Genomic DNA, 25,064 nt, shown 5'->3' on the forward strand with positions numbered 1-25,064 from the left:
ATGCATTTCACGATAGGCGCGGCGACACGCCGCTGCTATCGCTTGGGCTATGTCCGAACAGAAGCATCTCTACCTCGTCGATGGCTCCGCCTATATCTTCCGCGCCTATCACCGCCTGCCGCCACTGACCAATATTCATGGGGAACCGGTGGGGGCCGTTTACGGCTACACAACCATGTTGTGGAAGCTCGCCGACGATCTTCATCAGGCCGATGGCCCGACCCATATGGCGGTGGTTCTGGACAAAAGTTCGCAGTCGTTCCGCAACGAAATCTATGATCTCTACAAGGCCAACCGGCCCGAGCCGCCCGAAGATCTGCGCCCGCAATTCCCGATGATCCGCGACGCCACGCGCGCCTTTTCGCTGCCCATGATCGAGGAAGACAATGTCGAGGCGGACGACATGATTGCAAGCTATGCCAAGGCGGCGTGTGCAGCGGGATGGGATGTGACCATTGTTTCGTCCGACAAGGACCTGATGCAGTTGGTCGAACCGTGCGTCGACATGTTCGACACCATGAAAAATGAGCGCATCCGCGCCGAAGAAGTGATCGGGAAGTTCGGCGTCGGACCCGAAAAGGTCGGCGACGTGCTGGCGCTGATGGGCGACAGCGTGGACAATGTCCCGGGCGTTCCGGGCGTGGGCCCGAAGACTGCGACGAAGTTGATCCAGGAATTTGGTGACCTTGAAAGCGTGCTTGCCGCCGCGCCCGATATGAAGCCGTCGAAGATGCGCGACAATCTGATCGAACATGCCGACAAGGCGCGGCTGTCAAAAGTGCTGGTGACGTTGAAAGAAGATTGTCCGCTGCCGATCCCGATCGAGGACATGAAGCTGGGAGCGATTCCGGAAGAGCCCTTGGCTGCGTTCCTGCAACATCATGGCTTCAACTCGCTTCTGAAGCGCATCGGCCAAGTGGCCAATACCGCGGCGGCAAACAAAGCGATTGCAGGTAACCCCAAGGCGACGAGCAAAGGGGATGGTGCCGCAAGCGCGCCGGTTGCCGGGAAAGCCGCACTGCCGCCTGCAATGCCACCAATTGATGTGAATGCCTATGAATGTGTGACGACGGTTGACCGGCTTGATCACTGGATTTCGCGCGCGATGGAAACGGGACTGGTGGCCTTCGACACCGAAACCGACAGTCTGGAAGCGGTGACGGCGCGCCTTGTCGGGTTCAGCCTAGCCGTGGCGCCGGGGGAAGCGTGCTATGTGCCGCTTGGCCATGGAGGCACCGACCTGCTCGCCGAAAATCCGGAGCAGATTCCCTTTGCCGAAGCGCTGGCGCGGTTGAAGCTTTTGCTGGTCGAACCAAGCATTTTGAAGATCGGCCAGAATCTCAAATATGACATCAGCGTATTGGCGCAGCATGGCCTGACGATCGCGCCTTATGACGACACGATGGTGATGAGCTTTGCACTGGATGCGGGCGATCATGGCCATGGCATGGACGAACTGGCGCGTTTGCATCTGGGGCATGAATGCATCAGCTATAAAAGTGTGACTGGCACCGGCAAAAGCCAGATCGGCTTTGCGGAAGTGCCGCTATCCGATGCAACAAAATATGCGGCGGAGGATGCCGATGTTACGTTGCGTCTGTGGCACCATCTGAAATTGCGGTTGAGCCCGGATAAGGTGACAACGGTCTATGAACTGGTCGACCGTCCGTTGGTACCTGTCCTGTCGAAAATGGAATGCACCGGTATCAAGGTCGACCGCGCGGTATTGGCACGGCTGTCGGGCGAATTTGCCGCGCAGATGGAAAGCCTTGAAAAGGAAATCCACGAACTGGCGGGGCAACCCTTCACCATTGGTAGCCCGCAGCAATTGGGCAATATCCTGTTTGAGAAAATGGGGCACAAGGGTGGCAAAAAGGGCAAGTCCGGGCAATATTCGACCGATGTGACCGTGCTCGAAGATCTGGCCGGGCAGGGCGTGGAAATCGCACGCAAGGTGCTCGACTGGCGGCAATTGGCGAAGCTCAAATCAACTTATACCGACAGCTTGCAGGAACAGATCAACCCGAAAACAGGTCGCGTCCACACCAGCTATTCACTGGTCGGCGCGCAGACCGGGCGGCTGTCCTCGACCGATCCCAATTTACAGAATATTCCGATCCGCACCGAAATGGGCCGGCAGATCCGCGATGCCTTTGTCGCGGAACCCGGCAATGTCATCCTGTCGGCCGACTATAGCCAGATCGAGCTGCGCCTTGCCGCACATTTTGCCGATGTAGCGCCCTTGCGGGATGCCTTTGAAAAGGGTGAGGATATTCACGCGCGCACCGCGCAGGAAATGTTTGGCGAGGTCAATCGCGACACCCGCGGCCGCGCCAAGACCATCAACTTTTCGATCCTTTACGGCATTTCGCGCTGGGGCCTCGCCAAGCGCCTGGAATCCACGCCGGATGAGGCACAGGCCCTGATCGACGCCTATTTCAAACGCTTTCCGGGTATCTCCAACTATATTCAGGAAACGCTGGCGACGGTGCGGGAGTGTGGCCATTCCACGACTTTGTTCGGCCGCAAGACATGGTTCCCGCGGATCAAATCTGCCAACCAGGCGGAGCGGCAGGGAAGCGAGCGCGCTGCAATCAATGCACCGATTCAGGGGACAAGCGCGGACATTATCAAGCGTGCCATGGTCCGCATGGGACCGGCTTTGGAGGCAGCGGGGCTGCCCCATGTAAAGATGCTATTGCAGGTGCATGACGAATTGGTTTTCGAACTGCCCGAAGGTGACGTCGCCGCCGCCAGCAAGGTGATCGAGGCGGTGATGGCGGATGCTGCCGAACCGTTGGTAAAGCTGACCGTGCCACTGGGCGTGGAAATCGGAACAGGCACAAGCTGGGGCGCAGCGCATTAGGGTTTAACCTAAGGCTGCCGCGCCCCGCTAGGCGTCAGTTGGCGGCTTCTTCGCCTTCTTCTTCCTCTTCAAATGTGATCGCTACGTCGGCATTTGCCGACAGGCGCACGGTGCCGTCTTCGACGGTCGCGACCAGGCCACCGCTGATATAGTGGTGATGCCCTTTATGATGGCCTTCACCGCCATCTTCTTTGGTCAGCTTGATACGGTCGCCGACAACGCGGTCGACGGTGCCGACATGCACGCCGTCCGCGCCAATGACTTCTGCATGTTCCTTGATGTTGGAAAGGTCTGCCATATGTTTTCTCCTGAAGTGGGAAAAGGGTAACACCCGACAGCGGCAGAAGGTCCATGGGCTTGGCGGCCGCAGGACATGTCTTTTTTCCTTCGCATTGGCATAGCCGATTTGTCGCACAGACGACGCAATAGTGACGCGCAGCACCGCCATAGCGCCAGCGTCTTACACCGTTGGAGTCTCCCACCATGCGTTCACATTCTCTCCCAATTTCAATCTCTCTTTTATTGGCATCAACCGCTTTTCCGGCATTTGCGCAGACAGCGGACGATGAAGAGCAAGCTTATGAAGGTGAGATCATCGTTACCGCACAAAAGCGCGAAGAAAGGCTGATTGATGTTCCCGTAACCCTGAGCGCCGTTAGCGGTGCACGTTTGAAGGAACTGGGCGTCAGCGACCTGGACGAACTGGCGAACTATATCCCCGGCCTCAATATCCAGGAGCAGAGCGCGAACAACCCAGGTGTTGTCATTCGCGGTATCACATCGGATTCCGGCTCTGCGCAGCAGGCCGCACGCGTCACGCTCTATTATAATGGCGTCGACATTTCCCGTTCGCGCGGTTCCTATCAGGATATTTATGACATTGAACGGATCGAGGTCATCAAGGGACCGCAGGCGACGCTGTTTGGAACCGCATCTGCCGTTGGCGCGATCAGCATCATTTCGGCACGCCCCGAAGCCGGATTTTCCGGATCAGTCACCGGCGGTATCGGCAATTTCAATCAGCGCCAACTGGGCGGCCACCTGAACATCGGTTCGGACGAGATCGCCGCGCGCGTCGCCTTCGCGTTCAAAAAGCGCGACGGTTATGTCAACAATCTGGCTCCGGGTCAGGAAGACCTTAATGGCCAGAACCAGTTGGGCGTCCGGGGTTCGCTCCGCTTTACACCAAGCGATGAGCTGACGGCTGACCTGATCCTTACCTATGATCGCCAACGCAACCCCGGCACCGCCTTTGTCTCGCGCGCCTTGCCGACGACCTCGGGACCGGGCAATCCATTTGGCGATGCGTTCCTTGGCGGGTCGCCGCGTTCCTTGCAGGATTTATATCAGGAAAAGCTGGGCCTTACCCGCGACGTGTATGACGTCAATTACACCGTGAACTGGGAATTTGACGATAATTGGGCACTGACTATGGTCAATGGCTACCGCAAATTTGACTCGCTTGAGGTTTTCGACGCCGACGGTTCTGCCGCATGGTATCTGGAATTCACCGAGCTTGCCAAAGGCGACCAGTTCAACCACGAAACCCGCTTTGCCTATACCGACGACAAATTCCGCGGTTCGTTCGGGTTCAACTATTTTCATGAAAACAGCATCCAGAATGTGCCTTTCTCCAGCGAAGAAGGCACGTTCCTGCAATGCGCCGCTCGCCTCATTCCGGGGTTGCCCTGTATTGCGGCAAACGGCACCGTTTCCGCCGCGGGGGCAACAGCGATTTTGACCGGCGGGCGCTTTACCCAAGTTCCGTACAGTTCGGTTTTTGAAAATCAGGGACGCAACGACAGCTATTCCATGTTCGCAGATGGCACATGGATTCCGACCCCCGCCCTTGAAATCACGGCAGGCGCACGCGTGCTGATCGAAAAGCGCCGCTCGGGCTTTTATGCACGGGTGCCACGTTCGCTGATTTCCGGCGGCGCATCGCTTATTCCGGGCCAGGTCGATACCGGCGGGCAAACCTTCCGGACCGAGGATAGTTTCGCCGCTGTCTTGCCGCGCCTGAATTTGCTTTACCGCTTCTCGGATGATTTCAATGCCTATGCGACCGTGTCCAAAGGCCGCCGGTCCGCGACGGTGCAATTGGGTGCGCGGGCAACGGCAACGGGCCCTGTCGCCAACTTTACGCCTGTTCTGGCGGAGAATGTATGGAACTATGAAATCGGCGTAAAGGGTTCTTCAGGCATGTTTTCGGGGTCCATTGGTGCCTATTATCTGACCTATGATAATTTTCAGGTGAGCGTCGTCTTGCCGAACGGCACCACGCAGACCCAAAGCGCCGGAACCGCCACCAACAAGGGGGTTGAGGCCGAACTGACGATCAAACCGGCTAGCTGGCTGAGCGTGTTCGGGAATATCGGCTATATTGATGGAGGTATCGACGACAAGCCAACGATTGCGGCCAACTTCCGTGGCGCGAAGTTCCGGTTGCAACCCGATGTCCAGGCCGCCGCAGGCTTCACCATCGACGCCCCGATGGGCGGCATCACCTTCTTTGCCACGCCTTCGGTCACCTACCGCAGCAAGATTTTCTTCGAAATTCCGAACAATAATCTGATCAGCCAGGAAGCCGTGACTTTGGTCAATGTGAACGCAGGTTTCCGCTTTGGCGGCGACCGGTTCGAAGTGGCCGCCTTCGCCCGCAACCTGTTGAATGAAGACTATCTGCTCGATGCCGGAAACACCGGTGGTGCCTTTGGCATTCCGACCTTCATTCCAGCCGAACCGCGCCTGTACGGCATCCGGGTCGGTGCAAAGTTCTGATTGTCACAGAAAAACTGGAACTGACTCGAAACTGTCATGCGTACGACGTGAACGCGTAACGCATGACGGCTATCCGGCAGTTCCAGTTAAGGCAATAACTGGGAAAATCATGACAGACGTTTTGACCAAGAACCCGCTGAGCGGCATCTTCGATCCGAAAATGCCCGATTGGTTCCACGAACAGGAACCGCGTAGTTTTCAACCCAAGCAGAAATACCGCACCGTCTGGATTTCGGATGTCCATCTGGGGACGTCGGGATGCAATGCTGAGCTGCTGCTCGATTTTCTGCACAGCATCCAGTGCGATACGCTCTATCTCGTCGGTGATATTGTTGACGGCTGGCGCCTTCGTAAAGGCTGGTATTGGCCGTCGAGTCATAATGAGGTTCTGCGCCGCATATTGAAAATGGCGCATAAGGGAACGCGGGTTGTCTATGTGCCGGGCAATCATGACGAGATGTTCCGCGATTATGTGGGGCTCGGCTTTGGCGGGGTCGAACTGGCGCATGAGGCTATCCACGAAACCGCCGATGGCCGCTTGCTGCTGGTCACCCATGGCGACATGTTCGACAGCGTCGTGCTCTACGCCAAATGGTTGGCCTTCCTCGGGGACACAGCGTACACCTTCCTGCTGAAAGCCAATGTCTGGCTGAACGCCGTCCGCCGCCGGTTGCATCTGCCTTATTGGTCGCTTTCCTCCTACCTTAAGATGCGGGTGAAGAACGCGGTTTCATTCATTGGCAAATATGAAGAGGCCGTGGCCCGTGCGGCGCTTGATCGCGGTGTCGACGGCGTTGTCTGTGGTCATATCCACCATGCCGAAATCCGCGATATCGACGGCGTCACCTATTATAATGACGGCGACTGGGTCGAAAGCTGCACGGCATTGGTCGAAGACAAGTTCGGGCAGATGTCGATCGTCGACTGGGCCGAACATAATCGCCAGCGCCAGCAGGCGGCCAAGCGCGAAAAGGCCTTGGCATGAGGATCGCGATAGCAACGGACGCCTGGCGTCCGCAGATTAATGGCGTCGTGCGCACCTTGGAGATGACCGTAAAGTTGCTCCGCGCACGCGGCCATGAAGTTTGCGTCATGAGCCCAGACCAGTTTCGCACCGTGCCCTGTCCGGGCTATGGCGAAATACGCCTGGCCGTCGCGCCGCGCTTTGGACTGCGCAAGAAACTGGCCGATTTCGCGCCGGACATTGTCCACATCTCGACCGAAGGGCCGATTGGGTGGAGCACAAGGCGCTGGTGCATGGTGCACAAGATACCCTTCACCACGGCCTTCCACACCCGCTTTCCCGATTATGCATCGGTGCGCACAGGTTTGTCTCCCGACTATTTCTGGCCGGTGATGCGGATCTTCCATAAATCGTCACGCGCCGTTCTGTCGGCAACGCCGCGTTTGAGTGCGGAACTGGAAAGCCGGGGTATCCCGCACACCCGTCCGTGGACCCGCGGCATCGATACGGAGATTTTCAAGCCCGGCCTTGCTCCGCATCCGGCGCTTGCAGCATTGCCCAAGCCCATATTGCTCTCCGTCGGGCGCGTGGCGATCGAGAAGAATCTGGAGAGTTTCCTCGGTGCGGCGGTTGCGGGGACCAAAGTGGTCGTGGGCGATGGCCCGGCGCTCGAAGAATTGAAACGGCGCTACCCCGATGCTTTGTTCATGGGCAGCTTGAACGGCACCGAACTCGCGCAGGCTTATGCCGCTGCTGACGTTTTCGTCTTCCCGAGCAAAACCGACACGTTCGGACTGGTCATGATCGAGGCACTGGCCTGTGGCGTCCCTGTCGCAGGCTATCCGGTGCCCGGTCCTCTGGACATCATCGGGGCAGAGGGCCTGGGACCATTTGATGAACTGACGGCACCCGTCGGGTCGGTATCGGAATCCTTGTCATTTGCGATAACCCAGGCGTTGAGTTGCAGCCGAATAGCCGCAGCCCGATATGGCGCCCAATTTACATGGGATCGTGCCGCAGACCAGTTTCTGGCCGCCCTCTATGCGGCGCGCGAAAGGGCTCTTGAACTCGCTTAACCGCGTTCGCGGGTTTGCTTGTAAGTTCCGAGCAGCCGCACCGAGTTGCAGTGGAAGCGCAGCTCGTCCAGCGCGCGGTCGACGGCGGCATCGCCCGGCGCACCTTCAATGTCGGCGAAAAACTCGGTTGCCGCAAAGCTGGCACCATTTTGGTAGCTCTCGAGCTTCGTCATATTGACGCCATTCGTCGCAAAACCGCCCATCGCTTTGTAGAGCGCTGCTGGGATATTCTTCACCTCGAATATGAAGGTCGTCATCAGGGTGCCGTCCATCGCGGAGCGGTCCGCAGGGTCGCGTGACAGCACGACAAAGCGCGTCGTGTTGCTGGCATCATCCTGCACGCCATCATTGATCGCGACCAGCCCATACATTTCGGCGGCAATGGGCGGGGCGATTGCGCCTGCCGAAGGGTCGTCATTGGCCGCGACGAAGGCGGCGGCTGCGGCTGTATCGGCATAGGCAACCGGAATGATGTCATGTGCGCGCAAATAGTGGCGGCATTGGCCCAACGCTTGCGGATGGCTCATCGCCGTGGTCAGTTTTGCGTCCGCCGTCTTGGCCATCAGGCAGTGGCGAATGGGCATGAAATGTTCGGCGACGATGCTGAGACCTGATTCGGGCAATAAGAAATGGATGTCCGCCACGCGGCCGTGGAGCGAGTTTTCAATAGGAATGATCGCCCGGGCCGCTGTCCCGTCCTTCACCGCGTCGATGGCGTCTTCAAAGGAAAAGCACGGAAGTGGATGGCATTCAGGGTCATATTCCAGCGCCGCCAGGTGCGAATTTGCGCCCGGAGCGCCCTGAAATGCAACGGCGCGCGCAGGGTCTGCGGTGGCAATGGCGGTCATCTCTTTGACCTTGGCGAGGGCAGGGGCGGGATAGCTATCCATAATGGCGTCGCGTTACGGGACGGAATCATATCGGGCAAGACCGGATTTCCGCTCTTGCACGGCTCCCTTTGCGCTATTAGAGGGGCAGGGAATCTGGCGGCTTCGATAGCCGCATGCATCAAACCGCATAACAGGGCAGACAATCGATGGATGATCGCAGTAACACAATCGCAGGCTGGGTTTTGGCAGGTGGCATCGCCGCGCTGGGATTGAGCATCGCTTCGGGAATGTATTTTCACAGCGCCGCCCCTCATAAGCCGGGCTATGCGATCGAAGGTGTTGAGGCTGAAGGCGGTGGTGCTGAAGCTGCTGTGCCCTTGGGTAATATGATGGCTGCTGCCGATATGACCAAAGGCGAAGCCATTTTCAAAAAGTGCACCGCATGCCATACGATTGCGCAAGGTGGTCCCAATGGTATTGGGCCGAATTTGTGGGCAACCGTTGGCAAGCCACTGGGTAGCCATGCAGGCTTTGCCTATTCAGATGCCTTGAAATCCAAGGGCGGTACCTGGACATTTGAAGCCCTGAACGAGTGGCTGACCAATCCTAAAAAATATGCACCCGGCAACAAAATGACGTTTGCCGGTCTGGGCAATCCGGAAGAGCGCGCGGCTTTGATGCTCTATTTGAACAGCCAGGGTTCAAACCTACCGCTGCCGTCGCCTGTCGAGGCGGCCGTTGCCAACGCGGCTGCTGCTGAAGGTGCACCTGCCGACGGTGCAGCAGCACCTGCTGCCGATGCCGCAGCTGCACCTGCTGCCGCAGCCCCTGCACCTGCAAAGTAAGCACGAGGCGCATATGAAGGTTGCAGCTTTCGCGGCGCTGCCGCTGCTGTTCGCTATTGCCGCCTGCGGTGGTGGCGGCGAAGCTACGGGCTCTGACACGGTCGGGCAAACTGCCGCGCCGGAGCCTGTCGCTGCCGTTGCCAAGACGGGCGAAGACGTATTTAAAAAATGTATGGCATGCCACACTGTCACGCCCGAAGGCCGTAATGGTATTGGCCCGGGATTGCACGGCATAACCGGCCGCGCCGTCGCGTCCGCGCCCGGCTTCACCTATTCCAATGGCCTGAAGGCCAAGGGCGGTGTTTGGGACGAAGCCAATCTGGATGCGTTTTTGACAGCACCCGCCAAATGGGCACCTGGAACAAAGATGATGTTCGCAGGCATCAACGATGCCGCTGACCGGAAGGCGCTCATCGACTATCTCGCAACACTGAAATGATTGACGAGGTCGGGAGTTAAGCCGCTACCTCGTAAAAATCACAAATCGCCGCCCATGCCTCATCCGCTGTTTCCACAAAGCGGAAAAGTTCGAGGTCAGGTGGGCTGATCACGCCTTCCAGCATCAATTCTTCAAAATTGACAACACGGTTCCAGAAATCCTTGCCGAACAGCAGGATGGGCATTTTTTTGATCTTGCCGGTCTGGACCAGCGTCAGCAGTTCAAAAAATTCATCGAACGTTCCAAAGCCGCCCGGAAATACCGCAACCGCGCGGGCGCGCAGCAGGAAGTGCATCTTGCGCAGGGCAAAATAATGGAACTGGAAGCTTAGGCGCGGGGTGACGAACAGGTTGGGCGCCTGCTCATGCGGCAAGACAATGTTGAGGCCGACAGATTCGGCGCCGACATCATGGGCACCGCGATTGGCTGCCTCCATGATGGACGGTCCGCCACCAGAGCAGACGACGAAATGCCGCTTCCCTGCTTCGTCGGTCACATTGGCCTGGCTCGCGAGTTGCGCCAAAGTCCGTGCCTCTTCGTAAAAGCGCGACTTTTCCTTCATCCGTTCGGCAATGATGCGCGAACGATCATCCGTCGCATTGGTCAAAAGGGCGTCGGCCTTTTCCGGCTCAGGAATGCGCGCCGATCCGTAAATGACCAGCATCGATCCGATATTGGCTTCATCGAGAAGCATCTCGGTCTTGAGCAATTCAAGCTGGAACCGCACAGGACGCAAATCCTCGCGCAGCAGGAAATCGGTGTCCTGAAAAGCAAGCCGGTAAGACTTGCTGCGTGTCTGGGGGGTGGAAAGCTGTTGTTCCGCGAAATCCGCTTCCTGTTGGGCTTTGTAGAAGCGGCGATCTGTTATTTTTGTATCGTTCATTAGCGCGGGTTTACCCTCGCCGGCGACATTTTGCCACCCCTTATCGGCAAAAGGCGGAGCCATCCTTCATTGATTTTGCCATATCGAAGTGGAAATGGTTGGCGTGTTGGGCGTTATATTCAGGGCCGAGAACGGTCCCGAAGCGCTTGCAGGCGGACTGGTGGAGGCGGCGCAAAAAGGCGCGTTCTTGCGGCTGGCCATTCCAGTTGTTCAACAAGGATATCCGCCGCCCGTCGCGCAGGATGAAGGCCGAGACATCGACTGCGTTGGCATAGGCATGCTCCGACAATTTGCCCGAACGCCCGCCATTCACATTGCGGCAGCTATAGGTGCCAAAGGTTTCAATGCGGACCACGTCGGACCCTAGATATTGCTTGGCCGCAGGTCGGACCGCATGGCGGGCCCAAGCGGCGAAATTGGCGGCTAGCGGGCAGGTCATTGGACCGAGATTTGCGGTTTCGGTGCCCAGATCCAGAACCTTGATCGTATCGATGGTCCGGCATCCGCCACCGCGCATCTGGTTGGGCAATACCTGAAAGCGCACCGATTGTGCCTTCAGATCGGCAAGGCATTTACGGGATTCGCTGCTGCTGAAACTGTCATTGGTGACACGCGGTATATCGCGTTCATCGCGGCCACCACAGGCGGACAGCGCCGTCGTGGCGACGAGTGCGGCCAGGATAAGAAGGAGGCGCCTTTGCATTGTAACGCTATTTAGCGTTATTCGCCGGACAGGCGAACTGGAAAATGGAGGTCTTGTAGGCTGTGGGCGCGGGAAACAAACCATTGGCCGCAATCCGAATGGGATAGTTTGTTACAAATTCGCCATTGCAAGCCGGAACGACAGTCCGTAACGCCGACGAGTGTTGCGAATCATTCTTAACAAGAAGCCCACCTTTTGGCTGTTGCTGGCAATCCCGGCTTTATTGATGCTGCGCCGCTATGCATCGGGCGACGTGATTGCGATGGATATGCTGCATCCGACCGGCGAATGGGCGGCGCGGCTGATGATATTTGCGATGGTGCTGAGCCCGCTGGTTTCGCTGCTGGGGCCAAAACCGTGGCTCAACTGGCTCGTGCAACGCCGCCGTGCTTTGGGTGTCGCGGCTTTCGCCTATTCGGTGCTCCATCTGCTTTTCTATCTGATCGACATGGGCAATCTCGATGATATCCTTGCCGAATTTTGGGCGCTTGGCATCTGGACGGGCTGGGCCGCAATGCTGTTGTTCGTGCCACTGGCGGTGACCAGCAATGACGCGTCGATGCGGAAGCTGAAGGTAGGATGGAAGCAACTCCAGCGTCTGGTCTATCCTGCGGCGGTCCTCGTTCTGGTCCATTGGATATTCATCCACAACAACCTAGTCCCGGCGCTCGTCCACTTTGTGCCTTTGGCGCTATTGGTGGCCGCACGCTTTTTTCTTTCCCCCAAACCCCAACCCAAAGGAGCATGAATATGCGCGTCTTTATCCCCCTTACCCTTGCTGCCGCAGCCGCTGTTGCGCTGGTATCCGCGCCCGCTTCGGCCACCGGCGTCATCAAGTGCAAGGCTGGCCCTGTATCCGGCTGGAAAACGCAGGACGAATTGACCAAGAAGCTGACGAAGGAAGGCTGGACTGTTCGCAAATCCAAGGTCGATGGCGGTTGCTATGAAGTTTATGGCACCACCCCCGAAGGCGACCGGGTCGAAGCCTATTTCCACCCTGTCACGCTCGAAAAACTCTATGTCGGACGCCGGGGTGAAGTGCTGTTCCGCAAGCAGGGTTATTGAACGACTGCGTCGATAGTCATTGACAAAACCGGGGTCGCGCTTAAACGCGGCTCCGGGCCACGCGGTCCCAACGCCGCGCTGCTCTCTGCAAGGAGACGCTTACATGACTATCAGTAAACCCGCCGTAAAACCGGCGCGTCCGTACTTTTCTTCCGGTCCCTGCGCGAAGCCGCCGGGTTGGGAAGCTTCCAAATTAGCAACCGAATCACTGGGCCGCTCGCACCGCGCCAAGATCGGCAAGTCGCGTTTGCAACTTGCGATCGACCTGATGCGCGAAGTGCTGCAGGTGCCCGATACGCACCGGATAGGTATTGTGCCCGGTTCGGACACCGGCGCCATCGAAATGGCGATGTGGACGATGCTCGGCGCACGGCCGGTCACGATGCTTGCGTGGGAAAGCTTCGGTGAAGGTTGGGTTACCGATGTCAACAAACAGCTCAAGCTGAACGCCACCGTCCTGAATGCGCCCTATGGCGAAATTCCCGATCTGTCGGCGGTCGATTTCAGCAATGACGTCGTCTTCACCTGGAACGGCACGACATCAGGTGCGCGCGTTCCCAATGGCGACTGGATCGCGGACGACCGCGAAGGCCTGACCTTCAACGATGCAACCTCGGCTGTGTTTGCCTATGACATGCCTTGGGACAAGCTCGACGTAACCACCTTCTCCTGGCAGAAGGTATTGGGCGGTGAGGGCGCACATGGCGTGCTTATCCTCGGCCCGCGCGCTGTCGAGCGTCTGGAAAACTACACACCCGCATGGCCGCTGCCGAAGGTATTCCGCCTGATGTCGAAAGGCGCGCTAGCCGAAGGCGTGTTCAAGGGCGAAACCATCAACACCCCCTCGATGCTCGCGGTCGAAGACGTCATTTTCGCGCTTGAATGGGCGAAAGGCGTTGGTGGATTGCAAGGTCTGATGCGCCGTTCGGACGCCAATGCCGCCGCGCTTGGTAAGATTGTCGCCGACCGGACATGGCTAGGCCATCTTGCCGCCGACGAAGCGACGCGGTCGAAAACCTCGGTCTGCCTGACGGTCGAAGGCGCAGATGAAGCGTTCATCAAGAAATTCGCTTCGCTGCTTGATGCCGAGGGTGCCGCCTATGACATTGCGGGCTACCGCGATGCCCCTCCGGGTCTGCGGATCTGGTGCGGCGCGACTGTCGACACCGCCGATATTGAGGCGCTCGGACCCTGGCTCGACTGGGCCTATTCTCAGCTCTCCTCTTAAGTCCAAGCCGTCACCCTGAACTTGGTTCAGGGCCTTACTTTCGCCGGTAAAATAAGATGCTGAAACGAGTTCAGCATGACGGCATTTCAGAACGGAACAAAAAATGACAAAACCTCGCGTACTTATCTCCGACAAAATGGACCCCAACGCAGCCAAAATCTTTGCCGAGCGTGGCTGTGACGTTGACGTTATCACCGACAAGACCCCCGAAGAACTGGCCGCCATGATCGGCGACTATGACGGTCTTGCCATCCGCAGCTCGACCAAAGTGACCAAGGCCATTTTGGATGCCGCCACAAATCTGAAGGTCATTGGCCGCGCCGGAATTGGCGTCGACAATGTCGACATCCCCGCCGCATCGGCCAAGGGCGTAGTCGTGATGAACACGCCGTTCGGCAACTCGATCACAACCGCCGAGCACGCCATCGCCTTGATGTTCGCCCTCGCGCGCCAATTGCCCGAGGCGAATGCCCAGACGCAGGCGGGCCTGTGGCCCAAAAACGGCTTCATGGGTGTTGAAGTTACCGGTAAGACGCTGGGCCTGATCGGCGCCGGCAATATCGGCAGTATCGTCGCCAGCCGCGCGCTGGGCCTGAAGATGAAGGTTGTCGCATTCGATCCGTTCCTGACTGCCGAGCGTGCCGTCGAAATGGGTGTCGAGAAAGCTGACCTCGACACATTGCTGGCCAAGGCCGACTTCATCACGCTGCACACGCCGCTGACCGACCAGACCCGCAACATCCTGTCGAAGGAAAATCTCGCCAAGACCAAGAAGGGCGTCCGCATCATCAACTGTGCGCGCGGTGGCCTGATCGACGAAGCGGCGCTGAAAGAAGCGCTCGACAGCGGCCATGTCGCTGGCGCTGCGCTTGACGTGTTCGCCACCGAGCCCGCCAAGGAATCGCCCTTGTTCGGCACGCCCAACTTCATCTGCACCCCGCATCTGGGTGCGTCGACCAACGAAGCGCAGGTCAATGTCGCGCTGCAGGTGGCCGAGCAGATGGCCGATTATCTGGTCAGCGGCGGCGTTACCAACGCGCTCAACATGCCCAGCCTGTCCGCCGAAGAAGCGCCGAAGCTGAAGCCCTATATGAACCTCGCGCAAAAGCTGGGTTCGCTGGTTGGCCAATTGGCGCATGACGATCTCGACAATATGGCGATCGAAGTGGAAGGCGCAGCGGCGGAACTGAACATCAAGCCGATTACAGCAGCTGTCCTGTCGGGCTTCATGCGCCGCTTCTCCGACGCGGTGAACATGGTCAACGCGCCTTACCTCGCCAAGGAACGCGGTTTCGACATCCGCGAAGTGCGCCATGACAAGCCCGGTGCCTACCACACGCTGGTCCGCGTGACCGTCAACACCAGCCAGGGACCCCGTTCGGTCGCCGGGACCCTCTTCGCCAATAGCGAAGCGCGTCTTGTCGAGATCTTCGGGATCAGCCTGGAGGCAGAGCTGGAAGGCAATATGCTCTACATCGTCAACGAAGATGCGCCCGGCTTCATCGGCCGCGTCGGAACGACCTTAGGCGAGGCAGGGCTGAACATCGGCACCTTCCATCTCGGCCGCCGCAGTGCCGGTGGCGAGGCGGTATTGCTGCTGTCGATGGACTCCGAAATCGAAGAGCCCGTATTGTGGCAGTTGTGCAAATTGCCCGGCGTGAAAACGGTAAAGGCGCTTAAATTCTGATCGGGGCTTTCCCGACAGGCGTTTTCGCGTAAAGAGCCCGCATGACCAGCATATCGCCCGATCTTTTACCCGAAGGATTCCGCGACCGCCTGCCTGTGCAGGCGGAGGCTGCCGTTCGGGTTGCGCGCGCCATGCTCGATGTCATGGCGTCACATGGCTATGGTCGGGTCAGCCCGGCCATCGCCGAATTCGAAGCCAGCCTGTCGGCCCGCAGCGGCGGCGCAACGCGTAACAGCCTGCTGCGCTTCACCGACCCGGTTTCGGGGCATACGCTGGCCTTGCGCGGGGACATCACCGTGCAGGTCGGCCGCATTGCGACTACCCGGATGGCCGATGCACCACGCCCGCTGCGTCTGTGCTACCACGGCCAAATCCTGCGCCTGCGTGCGCGCCAATTGCGGCCCGAACGGGAAATCACCCAATTGGGCGCCGAGCTGATCGGCAATGACAGCGTCGCTGCCGCGTCGGAAATCGTGACCGTTGCAGTTGAGGCGCTGGAGTCTGCGGGGGTCAAGGATATTACCGTCGATTTCACTTTGCCCGATTTGGTCGAAACGCTGGCAGCCAAGGCTCTGCCGCTTTCGCCCGAAAAGATCGACGCGGTGCGGTCCGAACTGGATATGAAGGATGCAGGCGGGTTGAGCGCATTGGGGGCGGATGCCTATCTGCCTCTGCTTGCGGCAACCGGACCTTTTGCCGAAGCGGTGCAGAAATTGCGCGCTATTGATGCGGGCGGTGCGCTGGCGTCACGGATTGGCGCGCTGGAAGCTATTGCAGAATCGCTCGGCGACCGCGCTACCATCACCCTCGACCCTACCGAGCGGCATGGCTTTGAATATCAAAGCTGGTTCGGCTTCACGCTCTTTGCCAAGGGCTACACCGCTGCACTCGGACGCGGCGGCACCTATGCCATCGCGCGCACAGACGGCGGTGTCGAAGTCGCCACCGGCTTTTCGCTTTATCCCGATCCGTTGATCGACATCGTCGCGGAAAAGGACGAAAACCGCCGCCTGTTCCTGCCCAAAGGAACGCTGGCGTCCAAAGCGGCGCAGATGCGGAGCGAAGGCTGGATCACGGTCGCGGCGCTCGATGAAAGCGACAATGCACAGGCACTGGATTGCGCCTATGTGCTGACCAACGGGCGAGCGGAACCCATTTAATCTGTGCAATGCCGGTGTTTGCCGGAGCTGGTCAAACGTCCAGATTGCTGACCCGCTTCAATTCGGAGCGCAACCGTTCCTCGTCAAAGGCGTGCTGTTTGAACTTGCCATTTCGTTCGACCCAGAACAGGAAAAGATGCGCGGACCAGCGATTGGGGTTGGGTGTCATGCGTCCGTGGCGCAAATCCATCCCGCGATACAGAACCGCATCGCCCGGCTGCATGGCGACGGCGGTATAGGGCTCGTCACCGAAATCATCGACACATGGCCCTTCGCCAGAGACGGGGATCGACCCGACTTCCAGCGGCCAGGCTTTGTCATCGCTATAGACCAGTGTCAGCGATACGCTGTGCTCGCACGACGGGCGGTCCGAGTGGACGCGGCACACATCGTCTTTCTGGTAGATACGGAAATAATCGTAGCTCGGCAGCAAATCGGCACCCGTCAGCTCGCTCATAATCGGGGTCAGACCCCACAAAAAGGTCGTCAGCGGCCGGTAGAAATGCCCCGAAATATCCACCGTATGCCGGTTGGACAGCTGGTGTTCCTTGGCAAAAGTGTTGAAGTTTTTTCCGGCAGCTTCGAGGTCGATCTGGATCTGCCGAAACAGGTTCGCCGCCACTTCCGGCGGGATCAGGCTCCTTATGGTGGCGTAGCCGTCTTCCCGATAATTACCTTCGATTCGCATAGGGCTGTGTATCGTCCTTTGGGCAGGGCGCGAAGCGGGATTTTGTTCTTACGATGGGTTACAGATGTGCTGAATCTTTCGGGAATGGCTGTATCGCTGTGGCTAGCGGTCGTAGCGCCCACATCCCTTTAGTCGCTTATCATAGTCGACGAATTCGAAGAAAATAAACCCTTCCCGCATGGTTACGATCCGGTTTTCCGAGAACTCCACCAACCAATAACTCGGCGCAAAGTCAAAACCTTCGGGCTCCGTCTGCATGGGATCAAAGGACACTTCGCGCTCCTTGTGCCACTTATCCCGTTGCAGGCTGATAACATACAGCGCCCTCGATTTATCATCCTTTTGTTTGCCGACAGGCCAAACAAGGGTCAACTGGATTGGCGACCGATCGGGCCGGCCTTCAGAAGTCGTCATGGATTTGACGAAAGCTATGTGCTCGTCATATTCGACAGTTCCGAATTCATCCGAATAATAGATGGGCCAAGGTTCCGTCCGGGGCTTTTGACCTGTCATCTCCGCAACCGCAGTTTCAATCGCCGGACAGGCCCGCGCTGGGTCATGCGGCCTCAAGGCAACGATGCTTGTCGCTCCGACTTGCCCTGTGGGAAGCATACTCAAGATCGATAACGTCAAACCAAATGTAAATTTGCTAAGACTCATTTGTCATGCTCCCCACTTAGGACGTCACGTGTACTGATAGTGGCAATTTTGCTCGCTGCCCGCAATGTTGTCGTGCCCTGAAAGTCCGCTTTCAATCCAGGCAATTGAACAGAAGACATCATCCCCCTCTCTTCTTTAGCGGAGAAGGAATATCTCAGGCAAAGACACAAAGGCACAAAGAATAAGGAAACAAGAACATCGCGCTTTATACCTGATCGTCACCCTGAACTTGTTTCACCTTCGGTGACTGCGTTCCAGGGTCCATCGAGCAACGGCATCCAATGTGCGAGTGAAAACGCAACCGCGCGTCACGGCTTGGCTTTTCACAACGGGTGCAGGAATGGTCTAACAAATGGACCCTGAACCGAGTTCAGGGTGATGGCTTCGAAAGATACTTTACTTTTTTACGCCCCTTTGCGCCTTTGTGTCTTCGTGCGAACCAAATAATCCCGGCCTCGTAGGCAGAGGGCACCCAGAAGCCTCTCAATATCTACTCCCCAAAAACCTCCCGCAACCACGCATCCACCACCGGCGTCGCAGGATAGTCGGCTTCGCCCAGCTTGCGGTTGATCTCCATATGTCCGCGCAGGCCCTTACCTTCGAACGCCTGCAGCTTCACCGCCGTCCCACTTTTACGCAGGGCATCGGCAAGCGCGGCGGATTGGCGGGCGCCGTCTTCGCGGTCGACGTGGAGGATCAGGAAGGCAGGCGCATTGGGCGAGGGTGCGTGCCAGTAGGGTGACAATGCCCTTTGCCGTGCGGGGTCGAGGCCGAAGGCTTGCGCATAGGTGTCCCCCATGATCGCTGCGCCTTCTTTCATCTGCGCGGGTACGTCATAGGCCGCGCCGTCGAGCGGGATAACACCCTTCAGCGCGGATAGCGGCAGGCCCGCCTTTTGCAGATAGGCGGGGTCCGTGCCCACCAGCGCCGACAAATGCGCGCCTGCGCTATGGCCCATCAGGACAATCCGGTCAGGGTCGATTCCCAATTGCCGGGCATTGCTGCGCAAATAGGCGACAGCGGCGGCGACGTCGCTTGCCTGCTGTTCGACCGTGGCGTCAGGGACAAGGCGGTAATTGATACTGGCAAAGGCATAGCCCTGCGCACGGTAGTGCGGGGCCTTGCTTTGCCCGGTGGCGTTATTCTTGTCGCCCCGTTTCCAGCCGCCGCCATGCACAAAGATGACCAGCGGGGCCTTGTCCTGCGGGCTGCGCCAGAAATCGAGTTTTTGCAACGCGTCGCTGCCATAGGACATTTCGGTTCCTCCGGCGGCGCGCGCTCCGGCTGTTCCGCCTTCGCTGCGCTGCCCCATCAGGGCGCGCAATTCCCCTTGGCAGTTTTCCGACAATTGGCTGTATTTCTCACGCAGGCAGCCTCGCATCGCATCGCGGTTGATACCGCAAAGTTGCACGACTTCCTGACGGCATTCCGCTGGTAAGCGCTGCCCGCGTTGGGCCACTGCACAGGTGCCGATCATGGTCAGTGCCACGCCACCTAAAATCCATTTACGCATCTTTTGCCTCCATTGACGCTTTAGGGTGGACGTTTTGCGTCCATAGTCATAACGGGACGCACGGCGAATCCCTTCGCAGAAAAATCCTTCTGCGCAGAAAAAGGCCCTTCAGTCAGGGAATTTTGAATGGCGAACGTAACCGTGATCGGCGCCCAATGGGGCGACGAAGGTAAAGGCAAGATTGTTGATTGGCTGGCCGAGCGGGCCGATGCCGTGGTCCGTTTCCAGGGCGGCCATAATGCCGGACACACATTGGTGGTCGGCGAAAATGTCTATAAATTGTCGCTGCTGCCGTCGGGCATAGTCACCGGTACATTGTCGATCATCGGCAATGGCGTGGTGCTTGACCCATGGGCGTTGCGCGACGAAATGGCGAAGCTGCGCGGGCAGGGCGTGTCCATTACGACAGAAAATTTCGCATTGGCGGATAACTGCGCCCTCATCCTGCCAATCCACCGCGACCTCGACGGTTTGCGTGAGGCAGCGGCGGGTTCCGGCAAAATCGGCACGACCGGACGCGGCATTGGCCCGGCTTATGAAGACAAGGTCGGCCGCCGCGCCATCCGCGTATGCGATTTGGCGCATCTCGATGCCCTGGATTCGCAGCTTGACCGTCTGTGCGCACACCATGATGCGCTGCGTGCCGGTTTCGGCGAGCCGCCTGTAGACCGGGCGCGGCTGATTGCGGACCTCAAGGAAATTGCGCCCTTCGTTCTCGAATATGCGCAGCCGGTATGGAAGCGATTGAACAAGGTGCGCAAGGCAGGCGCACGCATCCTGTTCGAAGGCGCGCAGGGCGTATTGCTCGACGTTGATCACGGCACATATCCCTTTGTCACAAGCTCCAACACCGTGTCGGGCACTGCTGCGTCAGGGTCAGGTCTGGGACCAAGCGCTGCCGGGTTCGTGCTGGGCATTGTAAAGGCTTATACAACCCGGGTGGGATCGGGTCCTTTCCCGACCGAGTTGGAAGATGAAACCGGCCAGCGTCTGGGTGAGCGCGGTCATGAATTTGGCACCGTCACCGGACGCAAGCGCCGCTGTGGCTGGTTTGATGCCGTCATCGTGCGGCAAAGCTGCGCCGTTTCGGGCGTGACCGGAATCGCGCTGACCAAGCTGGACGTGCTCGACGGCTTTGAAACCATCAAGATTTGCACCGGCTATCGCCTCAACGGCAAAGTATATGACTATCTGCCTGCCCATGCGGCGGATCAGGCTTCGGTCGAGCCGATCTATGAAGAGATGCCCGGCTGGCAGGAAACCACCGCAGGCGCACGTAGCTGGGCCGACCTTCCGGCGCAAGCGATCAAATATATCAGTCGCGTGCAAGAGTTGATCGAAACACCGGTGGCACTGGTCAGCACCTCGCCCGAACGCGAAGACACGATTTTGGTGCGCGATCCTTTTGCGGATTAGGCTTAGTCTATTTGCCGCAATTTCGTTGGCTGCGTGCGGAAATGGAGATCCGCAAAGCACGCAATCATCTGTCTCCGACGGCACTAAGGCTGATTATATCCTGGTCGACAAGAGCGATCGTGAAATGCTGCTTTACCGGAAAGGTAAGATCATCTCTCGCTATAAGGGTATCCAATTCGGCGATGCGCCGATCGGACACAAACAATTCGAAGGCGATGAACGAACGCCGGAAGGTGACTATACCATCTCGGGTCGGAACCCTGCCAGTCGCTATCATCTCAGCCTGCGCATATCCTACCCCAACGCTGCTGACCGCGCATTTGCGAAGGCAAAAGGAAAGTCCCCCGGTGGGGATATTTTTATACATGGCCAGCCCAATTGGTCGCCACTTAAACGCCTGAAGCACGATTGGACCGATGGCTGCATCGCCGTCACTAACGCTGAAATCGAGCAGATTTGGAAGTTGGTACCGGATGGCGCAAAGATTACGATCCGCCCTTAACCGCTCTTCAACTCCGCCTTCAGGCGTAGGCTTGCGCGCCAGAAGAAGAAAGCGGGGATGATTCCCAGCCATGCCGCGCCGAACAGGACCCAGCGGACGCTGTCTTGGCCGGCCACGGGAATCAGCGCGTCGGACAGCATGCCGAACAGCAACGGGCCCATGCCCAGACCGATCAAATTCTGGCCGAAAACGACCATAGATGCGGCCATGGCGCGGGCTTCGGGGCGGACGAGGCCTTGCACACAGGCATAAGCAGGGCCGTAATAGGCGGAGTTGAGGATGGTCGGCACGATCAGCAACGCAACCGCAATGCGCCAGTCATCGACCCAATAGCCGGCAAACAGGATGGGCGCGGCAATCGCCATGCCGACGGCCGGGAAGGTCAGCAGATGGCGCTTGTTATCCTTGCCGAATTTGTCCGCCATTTTCCCGCCGAGTAGGGTGCCGATTACCCCGGCAATACCCAAGGCAACCGCCATAGCCAGACCGGCCTGGGTCGTCGAAAGCCCGTGGCTGCGGATGAAAAAGCTGATCGTCCACAGACCCTTGCCGTAGCTTAGAAAGGCGGTGAAGGACGCCGCGATGAAGATGTAGAGATAGGCGCGGGAGGAGAATACTTCCCGGAACGCCTCGCCGACGCGCAGCTCGACTTTCTTTGGCCCGTTCTGCGCCGCGTCGCGGACAGGGCCATCAGTGCGGCGGGGCTCACGGATGATCATCGGCAGGATGAGCGCTAGCAGCAATCCCGGTGCGCCCACCAGAAAGAGCGCGGCGCGCCAGCCATAAAGATCGTTGACGATACCGCCGATGATCAGCCCGAACAAGCTGCCTATGGGAACGCCAAGGCCGAAAAAGGCGATGGCCGAGGACCGCTTTTCGGGCGGCACGCTATCGGTGATAAGCGAATGGGCCGCTGGAGTGCATCCCGCTTCGCCGACGCCGACGCCGATACGGGCCAGCAGGAGCTGAACGAAATTCTGCGCAACGCCGCATAGGGCGGTCATGGCGGACCAGAGGGCAAGCGACACCGATATCAGCGCCACGCGGTTGGTGGAGGCGCGGTCGGCATAGCGGGCGATGGGGATACCGAGCACGGCATAGAAAACGGCAAAGGCGGGGCCGGCCAGTAAGCCCAGTGCGGTGTCGCTCAGCTGGAGGTCGCGTTTGATCGGTTCGGCCAGAATGTTGACGATCTGGCGGTCCAGAAAGTTCAGCGTGTAGACAATCAGCAAGGTCCACAGCATCAGGCGGGGGGTGGTCGATGCCCTTCCGATTGCTGCGCGGGATGCCCCCGAATCGAAACCGCTCTCGCCCGCACGCGACGCCGCATCACGCATTCATCTCTCCTCTTCTCTCACCGCGTTTATCCGGCAATTTTTCGATTTGTCAAAGCGTTCGCGATGAATGTCGGGGCCTTGCCGAAAATATTCGGGATACATCCGCTTTGAACCGTTCTGGAAACGCGGCAGGGCGGAAATGCTGTGTTGCTCGTAGCCCGTCGTGCGCCCATGGGCGAGGGACATGACAACACGCGAAACTACGGCCCTGCTGCCGCTTGACGATATTGGGCTCGATCTCACTCTGGGTGACCGTGCCATGGTGACCGCTTATGGTGCGATCCAATGGCCATGGCTGTTGCGCAGCCTTCATGGCGGACGGAAAGCGGACAAGGCGGCGTTGCTGGAATATCTGGACTTGCCGGCCGATGCCTTGCCCAATTTGGGAAGCTGGAAAGCCGATACGCATTTCCTGTGGCACATCACACGCGCCATTGAAGAAATGCGTCCAGCGCAGGTCGTGGAACTGGGCTGCGGCGCGTCGACATTCATCATCGCCCGCGCGCTCCAGAAGTTCGGCGGGGGATCGTTGGTCAGCTATGACCAGCATGGCGAATTTGCCTCAATCACGCAGCAATGGGTGCGCGAGAACGGTTTGACGGCAGAAATACGGCATGCGCCTTTGGGGGCATCGCCTGCGGGTTGGCCCGGGCATTGGTATCAACTGAGCGATGTGCCCACAGATATTGATTTACTGATCGTCGACGGCCCGCCTTGGGCCATCCATCCCTATGTGCGCGGTGCGGCGGCGAGCCTGTTTCCGCGCATCCGGCCCGGCGGCCGGGTGCTGCTTGACGATGCGGCCCGCCCCGGCGAGCGCGTGGTTGCGCGGCGCTGGCGGCGGGAACATCATACGATGCGTTTCACGCTCGATAGCAAGGGCGCAAAAGGCACCCTGATCGGACACAAGCTTCCCGCCTAAACTCAGCTTTTGGTGCTGCGCGTATCGCTGACCATATCTTCGGCGAGGTCCAGCCCGCGTTTGCCTGCGGCTGCGGTGTGGGCAGGGGCGTGCGGGGGTTCGACAAATTCCGGCTCCTCGACCTCCAGCATGCCTTCCCATTTGGTGATGACCGAGGTTGCAACGGCGTTGCCGACGACATTGGTCGCAGTGCGGCCCATATCGAGGAACTGGTCAATCGCGAGGATCAGGGCGACGCCCTCGACCGGTAGCCCAAACATCGCCAGCGTCCCGGTAATCACGACCAGCGAAGCACGCGGAACCGCCGCCACGCCCTTGGACGAGATCATCAGCGTCAGCAAAATCAGGATCTGCGTCATGATCGGAAGATCGATGCCATAGGCCTGCGCGATGAAGATCGTCGCGAAGCTCATATACATCATCGAGCCGTCAAGGTTGAAGCTGTAACCCAGCGGCAGCATGAAGCCCGAGATGCGGCGCGGCACGCCAAAGCGGTCGAGCTGCTCGAATAGCTTGGGCAGCGCGGCTTCGGACGATGCGGTCGAGAATGCAATCAACAGCGGTTCACGGATATACCGGATCAGCGTCCAGATCCGGTTGCGCAGGAATATCCAGCCGATGGAGAGCAACAGCACCCAGAGGATAACGAGCGACATATAGAACTCGGCAAGCAGTTCGAGGTAGCTGCCCAAAATCGCGAGGCCGCTGGTGGCCACGACCTTGGCCAATGCCCCAAACACCGCGACCGGTGCGTAGCGCATCACATAATGCGTAATCTGCAGCATCATTTCGGCCAGCGCATCTGCGGCCCGGACAAGCGGCGCGCCCTTTTCGCCGAGCGCCGAGAGGGCCACTCCAGCGAACAGCGAGAAGACCAAAATCTGGAGGATATTGTTCGTGGCCATCGCCTCGAACGCGTTTTTGGGAAAGATCGACAAGATGAACTCGAATACATCGAGTTTCTTGACTTCACCGACAGACGCGGCCGCCTCTGCCGCTGCGCCCAGGGGAACGCCAATGCCCGGCTGGAAGATGTTGACCATCAACAGGCCCAGCCCGATGGAAATAAAGCTGGCGAGGATGAACCACGTAATTGCGCGGAAGCCAATACGGCCCAGCGCGCTGCTGTCGCCCATATGTGCGATGCCCACAACAATCGTCGACAGGATCAGCGGCGCGACCAGAAGTTTGATGAGATTCAGGAAAATATCCGACAGCAATTTGAACGTTTTGGTGAGATTTTCGAAGGCTGTGCTGTCGGGCGCGACGCCAATATGGACCGCATAGCCGACGATGATACCCAGGATCATCCCGACCAAAATCCACAATGTCAGACGCTTATCCATAAACTTCCCTCCGGCCCTTTTGGCATGGGGTGACGCTACACAGGCAAAATGATGACCGCAACCCGCTACCGACGTAACTTGAATAGCCCGGCGAACGAAGGCATAAGCATTGAAATAAAATTACAATGGATTGTGTCGTATTAACCATGACCA

Annotated in this window: 23 protein-coding genes; 14 read left to right on the forward strand and 9 right to left on the reverse strand. The window is 58.5% G+C overall.

The window, feature by feature from the left end:
* Window positions 1-49: 49 nt before the first annotated feature.
* A complete protein-coding gene (gene polA / locus EUU25_RS01645) occupies window positions 50-2,866 on the forward strand; it encodes a DNA polymerase I (RefSeq protein ID WP_158897734.1) in 2,817 nt (938 codons plus the stop codon).
* A gap of 34 nt (window positions 2,867-2,900) precedes the next feature.
* Here polA and EUU25_RS01650 read toward each other — a convergent pair whose 3' ends face one another.
* Window positions 2,901-3,164 carry a DUF2171 domain-containing protein gene (locus EUU25_RS01650; RefSeq protein WP_158897735.1) on the reverse strand — a complete coding sequence of 88 codons (264 nt, stop codon included), beginning with the start codon at window positions 3,162-3,164 and terminating at the stop codon, window positions 2,901-2,903.
* Between the two features lie 185 nt (window positions 3,165-3,349).
* On the opposite strand from EUU25_RS01650, the gene EUU25_RS01655 reads away from it, so the two are divergent.
* From EUU25_RS01655 to EUU25_RS01665, 3 genes are all read left to right on the forward strand, one after another.
* Complete coding sequence (locus EUU25_RS01655; RefSeq protein ID WP_158897736.1) at window positions 3,350-5,647, forward strand: TonB-dependent receptor; 2,298 nt, start codon at window positions 3,350-3,352, stop codon at window positions 5,645-5,647.
* A gap of 160 nt (window positions 5,648-5,807) precedes the next feature.
* Window positions 5,808-6,632 carry a UDP-2,3-diacylglucosamine diphosphatase gene (locus tag EUU25_RS01660; protein WP_158903000.1) on the forward strand — a complete coding sequence of 275 codons (825 nt, stop codon included), beginning with the start codon at window positions 5,808-5,810 and terminating at the stop codon, window positions 6,630-6,632.
* Window positions 6,629-7,687: a glycosyltransferase family 4 protein gene (locus tag EUU25_RS01665; RefSeq protein WP_158897737.1), complete on the forward strand. Its 1,059-nt coding sequence runs from the start codon at window positions 6,629-6,631 to the stop codon at window positions 7,685-7,687. The genes EUU25_RS01660 and EUU25_RS01665 overlap by 4 nt, the downstream gene beginning before the upstream one ends.
* On the opposite strand, the gene EUU25_RS01670 is transcribed toward EUU25_RS01665, so the two are convergent.
* Window positions 7,684-8,577 (reverse strand): prephenate dehydratase, encoded by an 894-nt coding sequence (locus EUU25_RS01670; protein WP_158897738.1) that lies wholly within the window; start codon window positions 8,575-8,577, stop codon window positions 7,684-7,686. The genes EUU25_RS01665 and EUU25_RS01670 overlap by 4 nt on opposite strands.
* Before the next feature lie 146 nt (window positions 8,578-8,723).
* Between EUU25_RS01670 and EUU25_RS01675 the strand changes: the two genes are divergently transcribed.
* Together EUU25_RS01675 and EUU25_RS01680 are read left to right on the forward strand one after the other, a co-directional pair.
* Entirely contained in the window at window positions 8,724-9,362 is a 639-nt protein-coding gene (locus EUU25_RS01675) for a c-type cytochrome (RefSeq protein ID WP_158897739.1), read from the forward strand.
* Window positions 9,363-9,375: 13 nt separating this feature from the next.
* Window positions 9,376-9,801 (forward strand): c-type cytochrome, encoded by a 426-nt coding sequence (locus EUU25_RS01680; RefSeq protein WP_158897740.1) that lies wholly within the window; start codon window positions 9,376-9,378, stop codon window positions 9,799-9,801.
* Between the two features lie 16 nt (window positions 9,802-9,817).
* Here EUU25_RS01680 and EUU25_RS01685 read toward each other — a convergent pair whose 3' ends face one another.
* Together EUU25_RS01685 and EUU25_RS01690 are read right to left on the reverse strand one after the other, a co-directional pair.
* Window positions 9,818-10,684, reverse strand: coding sequence for an LOG family protein (locus tag EUU25_RS01685; protein WP_158897741.1), 867 nt, complete (start codon window positions 10,682-10,684; stop codon window positions 9,818-9,820).
* 40 nt (window positions 10,685-10,724) lie between these two features.
* Window positions 10,725-11,387 carry an extensin family protein gene (locus EUU25_RS01690; protein WP_158897742.1) on the reverse strand — a complete coding sequence of 221 codons (663 nt, stop codon included), beginning with the start codon at window positions 11,385-11,387 and terminating at the stop codon, window positions 10,725-10,727.
* A gap of 163 nt (window positions 11,388-11,550) precedes the next feature.
* On the opposite strand from EUU25_RS01690, the gene EUU25_RS01695 reads away from it, so the two are divergent.
* From EUU25_RS01695 to EUU25_RS01715, 5 genes are all read left to right on the forward strand, one after another.
* The gene (locus EUU25_RS01695; protein ID WP_222848819.1) at window positions 11,551-12,135 is read left to right on the forward strand and encodes a protein-methionine-sulfoxide reductase heme-binding subunit MsrQ; all 585 of its coding nucleotides are present in this window, start codon (window positions 11,551-11,553) and stop codon (window positions 12,133-12,135) included.
* A 2-nt stretch (window positions 12,136-12,137) separates the two neighbouring features.
* Complete coding sequence (locus tag EUU25_RS01700; protein WP_246162843.1) at window positions 12,138-12,452, forward strand: PepSY domain-containing protein; 315 nt, start codon at window positions 12,138-12,140, stop codon at window positions 12,450-12,452.
* Window positions 12,453-12,555: 103 nt separating this feature from the next.
* Window positions 12,556-13,680: a phosphoserine transaminase gene (locus tag EUU25_RS01705; protein ID WP_158897744.1), complete on the forward strand. Its 1,125-nt coding sequence runs from the start codon at window positions 12,556-12,558 to the stop codon at window positions 13,678-13,680.
* Between the two features lie 103 nt (window positions 13,681-13,783).
* Window positions 13,784-15,367 (forward strand): phosphoglycerate dehydrogenase, encoded by a 1,584-nt coding sequence (gene serA / locus EUU25_RS01710; protein ID WP_158897745.1) that lies wholly within the window; start codon window positions 13,784-13,786, stop codon window positions 15,365-15,367.
* Between the two features lie 41 nt (window positions 15,368-15,408).
* Complete coding sequence (locus EUU25_RS01715) at window positions 15,409-16,527, forward strand: ATP phosphoribosyltransferase regulatory subunit (RefSeq protein WP_158897746.1); 1,119 nt, start codon at window positions 15,409-15,411, stop codon at window positions 16,525-16,527.
* Window positions 16,528-16,558: 31 nt separating this feature from the next.
* On the opposite strand, the gene EUU25_RS01720 is transcribed toward EUU25_RS01715, so the two are convergent.
* From EUU25_RS01720 to EUU25_RS01730, 3 genes are all read right to left on the reverse strand, one after another.
* Window positions 16,559-17,215 (reverse strand): hypothetical protein, encoded by a 657-nt coding sequence (locus EUU25_RS01720; RefSeq protein ID WP_158897747.1) that lies wholly within the window; start codon window positions 17,213-17,215, stop codon window positions 16,559-16,561.
* 102 nt (window positions 17,216-17,317) lie between these two features.
* Entirely contained in the window at window positions 17,318-17,875 is a 558-nt protein-coding gene (locus EUU25_RS01725; RefSeq protein WP_158897748.1) for a hypothetical protein, read from the reverse strand.
* Window positions 17,876-18,365: 490 nt separating this feature from the next.
* Entirely contained in the window at window positions 18,366-19,187 is an 822-nt protein-coding gene (locus tag EUU25_RS01730; protein ID WP_246162969.1) for an alpha/beta hydrolase, read from the reverse strand.
* A gap of 327 nt (window positions 19,188-19,514) precedes the next feature.
* On the opposite strand from EUU25_RS01730, the gene EUU25_RS01735 reads away from it, so the two are divergent.
* Both EUU25_RS01735 and EUU25_RS01740 read left to right on the forward strand, forming a co-directional pair.
* Window positions 19,515-20,804, forward strand: coding sequence for an adenylosuccinate synthase (locus tag EUU25_RS01735; RefSeq protein ID WP_158897749.1), 1,290 nt, complete (start codon window positions 19,515-19,517; stop codon window positions 20,802-20,804).
* Window positions 20,794-21,306, forward strand: a complete 513-nt coding sequence (locus tag EUU25_RS01740) for a L,D-transpeptidase family protein (RefSeq protein WP_158897750.1) — start codon at window positions 20,794-20,796, stop codon at window positions 21,304-21,306. Before EUU25_RS01735 ends, EUU25_RS01740 begins: the two co-directional genes overlap by 11 nt.
* On the opposite strand, the gene EUU25_RS01745 is transcribed toward EUU25_RS01740, so the two are convergent.
* Window positions 21,303-22,643 carry a spinster family MFS transporter gene (locus EUU25_RS01745; protein WP_343032377.1) on the reverse strand — a complete coding sequence of 447 codons (1,341 nt, stop codon included), beginning with the start codon at window positions 22,641-22,643 and terminating at the stop codon, window positions 21,303-21,305. The genes EUU25_RS01740 and EUU25_RS01745 overlap by 4 nt on opposite strands.
* A gap of 184 nt (window positions 22,644-22,827) precedes the next feature.
* On the opposite strand from EUU25_RS01745, the gene EUU25_RS01750 reads away from it, so the two are divergent.
* Window positions 22,828-23,565, forward strand: coding sequence for a class I SAM-dependent methyltransferase (locus tag EUU25_RS01750; RefSeq protein ID WP_158897751.1), 738 nt, complete (start codon window positions 22,828-22,830; stop codon window positions 23,563-23,565).
* Window positions 23,566-23,567: 2 nt separating this feature from the next.
* Here the strand turns inward: EUU25_RS01750 and EUU25_RS01755 are convergent, their stop codons facing one another.
* Entirely contained in the window at window positions 23,568-24,911 is a 1,344-nt protein-coding gene (locus EUU25_RS01755; RefSeq protein ID WP_158897752.1) for a dicarboxylate/amino acid:cation symporter, read from the reverse strand.
* Window positions 24,912-25,064 lie beyond the last annotated feature (153 nt).

Origin of the sequence: Sphingorhabdus lacus (genome assembly GCF_009768975.1) — a bacterium.
Lineage (GTDB): Bacteria > Pseudomonadota > Alphaproteobacteria > Sphingomonadales > Sphingomonadaceae > Sphingorhabdus_B > Sphingorhabdus_B lacus.

Bases quoted from the DNA above. Each gene is read 5' to 3' on its own strand.
- EUU25_RS01745 (WP_343032377.1), bottom strand. From the start codon at position 22,643: ATGCGTGATGCGGCGTCGCGTGCGGGCGAGAGCGGTTTCGATTCGGGG.
- EUU25_RS01655 (WP_158897736.1), top strand. From the start codon at position 3,350: ATGCGTTCACATTCTCTCCCAATTTCAATCTCTCTTTTATTGGCATCA.
- EUU25_RS01685 (WP_158897741.1), bottom strand. From the start codon at position 10,684: ATGAACGATACAAAAATAACAGATCGCCGCTTCTACAAAGCCCAACAG.
- EUU25_RS01690 (WP_158897742.1), bottom strand. From the start codon at position 11,387: ATGCAAAGGCGCCTCCTTCTTATCCTGGCCGCACTCGTCGCCACGACG.
- EUU25_RS01750 (WP_158897751.1), top strand. From the start codon at position 22,828: ATGACAACACGCGAAACTACGGCCCTGCTGCCGCTTGACGATATTGGG.
- EUU25_RS01670 (WP_158897738.1), bottom strand. From the start codon at position 8,577: ATGGATAGCTATCCCGCCCCTGCCCTCGCCAAGGTCAAAGAGATGACC.
- EUU25_RS01665 (WP_158897737.1), top strand. From the start codon at position 6,629: ATGAGGATCGCGATAGCAACGGACGCCTGGCGTCCGCAGATTAATGGC.
- EUU25_RS01700 (WP_246162843.1), top strand. From the start codon at position 12,138: ATGCGCGTCTTTATCCCCCTTACCCTTGCTGCCGCAGCCGCTGTTGCG.
- EUU25_RS01680 (WP_158897740.1), top strand. From the start codon at position 9,376: ATGAAGGTTGCAGCTTTCGCGGCGCTGCCGCTGCTGTTCGCTATTGCC.
- serA (WP_158897745.1), top strand. From the start codon at position 13,784: ATGACAAAACCTCGCGTACTTATCTCCGACAAAATGGACCCCAACGCA.
- polA (WP_158897734.1), top strand. From the start codon at position 50: ATGTCCGAACAGAAGCATCTCTACCTCGTCGATGGCTCCGCCTATATC.
- EUU25_RS01735 (WP_158897749.1), top strand. From the start codon at position 19,515: ATGGCGAACGTAACCGTGATCGGCGCCCAATGGGGCGACGAAGGTAAA.
- EUU25_RS01705 (WP_158897744.1), top strand. From the start codon at position 12,556: ATGACTATCAGTAAACCCGCCGTAAAACCGGCGCGTCCGTACTTTTCT.
- EUU25_RS01650 (WP_158897735.1), bottom strand. From the start codon at position 3,164: ATGGCAGACCTTTCCAACATCAAGGAACATGCAGAAGTCATTGGCGCG.
- EUU25_RS01755 (WP_158897752.1), bottom strand. From the start codon at position 24,911: ATGGATAAGCGTCTGACATTGTGGATTTTGGTCGGGATGATCCTGGGT.
- EUU25_RS01730 (WP_246162969.1), bottom strand. From the start codon at position 19,187: ATGGGGCAGCGCAGCGAAGGCGGAACAGCCGGAGCGCGCGCCGCCGGA.
- EUU25_RS01660 (WP_158903000.1), top strand. From the start codon at position 5,808: ATGCCCGATTGGTTCCACGAACAGGAACCGCGTAGTTTTCAACCCAAG.
- EUU25_RS01715 (WP_158897746.1), top strand. From the start codon at position 15,409: ATGACCAGCATATCGCCCGATCTTTTACCCGAAGGATTCCGCGACCGC.
- EUU25_RS01720 (WP_158897747.1), bottom strand. From the start codon at position 17,215: ATGCGAATCGAAGGTAATTATCGGGAAGACGGCTACGCCACCATAAGG.
- EUU25_RS01675 (WP_158897739.1), top strand. From the start codon at position 8,724: ATGGATGATCGCAGTAACACAATCGCAGGCTGGGTTTTGGCAGGTGGC.
- EUU25_RS01725 (WP_158897748.1), bottom strand. From the start codon at position 17,875: ATGAGTCTTAGCAAATTTACATTTGGTTTGACGTTATCGATCTTGAGT.